This window comes from Aeromonas sp. R1-1, from assembly GCF_040908495.1.
Classification (GTDB): domain Bacteria; phylum Pseudomonadota; class Gammaproteobacteria; order Enterobacterales; family Aeromonadaceae; genus Aeromonas; species Aeromonas veronii.
In genome coordinates this window covers 1-4,072 of the sequence record NZ_JBFODV010000084.1, presented here as the reverse complement: position 1 = coordinate 4,072, position 4,072 = coordinate 1, and the positions used below count along the sequence as shown (strand labels likewise).

The window sequence follows — 4,072 nt, the reverse complement described above, 5'->3', positions numbered from 1 at the left end:
GACGCCAACAACATTGCTACCGTGATGGGGCTCATCAAGTCCCATCTCTAAGTCAGAGAGAAAGGGCGCTGATGGCGCCCTTTCCATAAGGGTCTATGGGTCGTATCAAGCTGAAAATCTGGATCTTGCTGCTGGGCTGGTTATGGCTGCAGCCTGCCCTTGCCCGGCACCAGTTTGAATCTGCCCTGCCCGGCCACGACGACCATCACTGCCTGGTTTGCGCCCTCCATCTGGATGGCAAGCAGGTCATCACCGCCACCCCCTATTGCTTCCCCGGTTCGACCTCTGTTCTGCCCGCAGTTGCAACCATGCAGCGCTCGGCAGATACCGCCACGCTTCACAGCTATGCCATCCGTGCGCCGCCCGCCTCTGTTTTTCTCTATCCCTTTGTTTAATTTAGCTATTTGTTTTGAAAAAGGATTAAAGATGAAAGCAGTTACTCTGTTGCTGGCCGCTGCGGCCTTTGGCGCTCACGCCAATCACGACGAACACGAGAGCCACAGCCACGGCGCCCACGAGCATGGCCACGGCCACCTCAATCTGGTGGTCGATGGCGACCAGCTGATGATCGAGCTGCAGGCACCCGCAGCCGATCTGGTGGGCTTCGAGCACGCCGCCAAGAGCGATGAAGAGAAGGCGCAATATGCCAAAGCGGTCACGCGCCTCCAGCAGCCTGACGCCCTGTTCCGCTTCGACCCGGCCGCTGGCTGCAAACTGACCCAGCAGGAGCTGCAAGCCGCCAAAGAAGAGCATGATCACGACCATGACCATGACCATGACCATGACCATGACAAGGCTGCCAGCGACAAACATGAAAACCACCATGATCATGACGAAGCGGGCCACGCCGACATGGGCGCCATGTACACCTACACCTGCGCCACGCCAGCCAAACTGACTGGCCTTGAGGCGACCCTGTTCAGCGTCTATCCGAGCCTTGAGAAGCTGAGCGTGCAGGGCATTCTGCCTACCGGCCAGACCGCGGGCGAGCTGACCCCGTCCGCCAACAAGCTGAGCTGGTAACGCCATGAAAAAAGCCGTGGTTGAGATCCGCGATCTGGCCTTTGCCTGGCCAGGTGGCGACACTGTACTCGATCTGCCCGCCCTCACCATCCGCGAGGGTGAGCGGGTCTTTATCAAGGGCCCGTCGGGCTCCGGCAAATCGACCCTGCTCGGGTTGCTGGCCGGGATCCAGACCGCCAACCACGGCACCCTGGAGGTGCTGGGCCAACCATTGGCCCGGCTCTCTGGCCGTGCCCGTGACCACTTCCGGGCGGCCAATCTGGGTTATATCTTCCAGCAGTTCAATCTGCTGCCCTTTCTCTCGGTGCAGGACAACGTGACCGCTGCCCTCACCTTCTCGCCCGCCAAACGGGCCCGCCTGCAAGGAAGTCCGGAGCAGGAGGCGCGCCGTCTGCTGGCGGAGCTGCAACTGCCGGATGACGCGCTGCATCGCCCCGTCCACGCCCTCAGCATCGGCCAGCAGCAGCGGGTTGCTGCCGCACGGGCGCTGATCGGCTCGCCACCACTGGTGATCGCCGACGAGCCCACCTCGGCACTCGACACCGACAACCGGGCGGCCTTTATCAAGCTGTTGTTCGAGGAGTGCGACAAGCAGGGCTCGACCCTGATCTTCGTCAGCCACGACCCTTATCTCGAACCCCTGTTCCCGCGGGTCGAAAACCTGCAACAGCTCAACCGGAGGGCATCATGCTAAAGCTCGCCCTGCAAAGTCTCTGGGCCCGCCGACTCACCGCCGGGCTCACCCTGCTGGCCGTCGCCATCAGCGTCACCCTTCTACTCGGGGTGGAGCGGGTGCGCACCCAGGCCCGTGAAAGCTTCTCCAACACCGTCTCGGGAACCGATCTCATCGTCGGTGCCCGCTCCGGTCAGGTGAACCTGCTGCTCTACTCGGTGTTTCGCATCGGCAACCCCACCAACAATGTGGGGTGGGACTCCTATCAAGCCATCAAGCAGAAACCCGGCGTCGCCTGGACCATCCCGCTCTCCCTTGGCGACTCCCACAAGGGATTTCGGGTGCTCGGCACCAATGGCGACTACTTCACCCACCTGAAGTACGGTCAGCAGCAGTCGCTGCAACTGCGGGAAGGGCGGCCGTTCGAGACGCCGTTTGAAGCGGTACTCGGCGCCCAGGTGGCCGAGAAGCTCGGCTATCATCTCGACCAATCCATCGTCATCGCCCACGGTGCTGGCAACACCTCCTTCAGCCAGCACGACAATCTGCCGTTCAAGGTGGTGGGTATTCTGGCGCCGACCGGTACGCCCATCGACCGGACCATCCATGTGCCGCTGGCGGGGATAGAGGCGATCCATCTGGGCTGGGACACCGGCCGTCACAGCAAAAACCTGACGCCGGAGCAGGCGCTGGCGCAGGATCTCACCCCGAAAACCATCACCGCCTTTATGGTGGGGCTGAGCAACCGGATCCTGGCGTTCCAGCTGCAACGTAGCGTCAACACCTATCCCAAGGAGCCGTTGATGGCGATCCTGCCGGGGGCCGCCCTGCAGGAGCTGTGGAGCCTGATGAGCGTGGCGGAAACGGCCCTGTCGGTCATCGCCGGTTTCGTGGTGGTTGCGGGCCTGATCGGCATGCTGACTACCCTGCTGGCGGGGCTTAACGAGCGGCGCCGGGAGCTCGCCATATTGCGATCCCTCGGCGCGGGCCCTGCCCACCTGTTCCTGCTGCTGGCGCTGGAGGCCATGGCGCTGACCACGGTCGGCATCGCTCTCGGGGTCGCCGTGCTCTATCTGGGGCAGGGGCTTGCCTCGCCCTGGCTGCTCAGCCACTATGGCCTGCAACTGAGTCTGGGGCTGCCGAGCGCCTATGAGTGGCAGTTGCTGGGGGTAGTCTGGCTGGCAGGCATGGTGATTGGCCTGCTCCCTGCTGCACGCGCTTACCGCTACAGCCTGAGCGATGGCATGAGCATTCGCGTCTAGCGAGACGCCCAAAATAGAAACAGAAGGACAGATGATGAAGTGGAAAATTGTGGCGCTGCTCGCCAGCCTGCTGGTGCTGCCCGCCCTGGCCGCCGATTACAAGACCATCGACTGGGATGTGCTCATCCCGGAAGGGGAAAAACTGCTGCCACCGCCCCAGGTCAATCACGAAGATCCCATGTCGGTGCCGCAACCGGTGGGCGGGGTAAACAAGAAGCTGGACAACCAGGATGTGCGCATTCCGGGCTTCGTGGTGCCGCTGGAGGGGGATGCCAAGAAGATCACCGCCTTCCTGCTGGTACCCTACTTCGGCGCCTGCATCCATGTGCCGCCGCCCCCCACCAATCAGGTGATCTATGTGAGCTACCCCAAGGGTGCGCCGGTGGATGATCTGTGGGACGCCATCTGGGTGAAGGGCAAGATGCGCACGGTCAGCTCCAGCCACGAGATGGCCACCGCCTCCTATTCGATGGAAGCGGTCGAGGTGAGTGTCTACGAGGAGTAATCCTCCCGTTGCAAAAAAAGCGGCCTCCACGGAGGCCGCTTTGTTATCTTGGCATCCCGGTTGGAGTAACATTCAGCTCCAGAACCTGTGCGAATGGAGTCAGCATGGCAGACCTCCCCCCCCCGAAAAAAGAGAGTTCGATCCTGAGCAGCCAGGAGCAGACCCTGCGTCTGGCCCGCAGTCGCGGTATCGACGGCATGCTCACCCGCAATACCGACAGCACCTTCGAACAACGCGCCACCTTTCGCCATCTGGCGGATCAGGCCGCTCGCCAGCGCAATCTGGAAGCCATCATGGTGATGGCCTCCCGCCACTGCGAAGAGACCGCAGCTGGCGGCGAGATGGACAGCGACTGGCTGACCCGCTTCCTGCAACTGGCGGAAGATATCAGCATGGTGCCGATGCAGCAGCTGTGGGGGCGGATCTTCGCGTTGGAAGTCGCCACGCCGGGCCGCTTCTCCATTCGGGCGCTCGCCACCCTCAAAGAGATGACCCAGCGCGAGGCCCAGCTGTTCCAACGTATCTGCTCACTGACTTGCCACTACACCGGCAGCGACGAGCAGCGACTGCTGCTGGGGCTGCACAAGGGGGCCACCCTGCTGAGTCGCG

6 protein-coding genes are annotated in these 4,072 nt (G+C 62.5%); all 6 read left to right on the top strand.

What is annotated here, in order from left to right; genetic code table 11:
- Nucleotides 1–95 precede the first annotated feature (95 nt).
- A complete protein-coding gene (locus AB5Y92_RS04855; RefSeq protein ID WP_201986256.1) occupies nt 96–395 on the top strand; it encodes a DUF2607 family protein in 300 nt (99 codons plus the stop codon).
- A gap of 31 nt (nt 396–426) precedes the next feature.
- A complete protein-coding gene (locus tag AB5Y92_RS04850) occupies nt 427–1,023 on the top strand; it encodes a DUF2796 domain-containing protein (protein ID WP_368225794.1) in 597 nt (198 codons plus the stop codon).
- A gap of 4 nt (nt 1,024–1,027) precedes the next feature.
- Nucleotides 1,028–1,717: an ABC transporter ATP-binding protein gene (locus tag AB5Y92_RS04845; RefSeq protein WP_201986254.1), complete on the top strand. Its 690-nt coding sequence runs from the start codon at nt 1,028–1,030 to the stop codon at nt 1,715–1,717.
- Nucleotides 1,711–2,958 carry an ABC transporter permease gene (locus AB5Y92_RS04840; protein ID WP_201986253.1) on the top strand — a complete coding sequence of 416 codons (1,248 nt, stop codon included), beginning with the start codon at nt 1,711–1,713 and terminating at the stop codon, nt 2,956–2,958. Before AB5Y92_RS04845 ends, AB5Y92_RS04840 begins: the two co-directional genes overlap by 7 nt.
- 31 nt (nt 2,959–2,989) lie before the next feature.
- Entirely contained in the window at nt 2,990–3,463 is a 474-nt protein-coding gene (locus AB5Y92_RS04835) for a DUF3299 domain-containing protein (protein WP_026034852.1), read from the top strand.
- A 104-nt stretch (nt 3,464–3,567) separates the two neighbouring features.
- The coding region (locus tag AB5Y92_RS04830; protein WP_368225791.1) for a TIGR03899 family protein at nt 3,568–4,072 on the top strand (505 nt) is incomplete at its 3' end.

Bases quoted from the DNA above. Each gene is read 5' to 3' on its own strand.
- AB5Y92_RS04855 (WP_201986256.1), top strand. From the start codon at position 96: ATGGGTCGTATCAAGCTGAAAATCTGGATCTTGCTGCTGGGCTGGTTA.
- AB5Y92_RS04850 (WP_368225794.1), top strand. From the start codon at position 427: ATGAAAGCAGTTACTCTGTTGCTGGCCGCTGCGGCCTTTGGCGCTCAC.
- AB5Y92_RS04845 (WP_201986254.1), top strand. From the start codon at position 1,028: ATGAAAAAAGCCGTGGTTGAGATCCGCGATCTGGCCTTTGCCTGGCCA.
- AB5Y92_RS04840 (WP_201986253.1), top strand. From the start codon at position 1,711: ATGCTAAAGCTCGCCCTGCAAAGTCTCTGGGCCCGCCGACTCACCGCC.
- AB5Y92_RS04835 (WP_026034852.1), top strand. From the start codon at position 2,990: ATGATGAAGTGGAAAATTGTGGCGCTGCTCGCCAGCCTGCTGGTGCTG.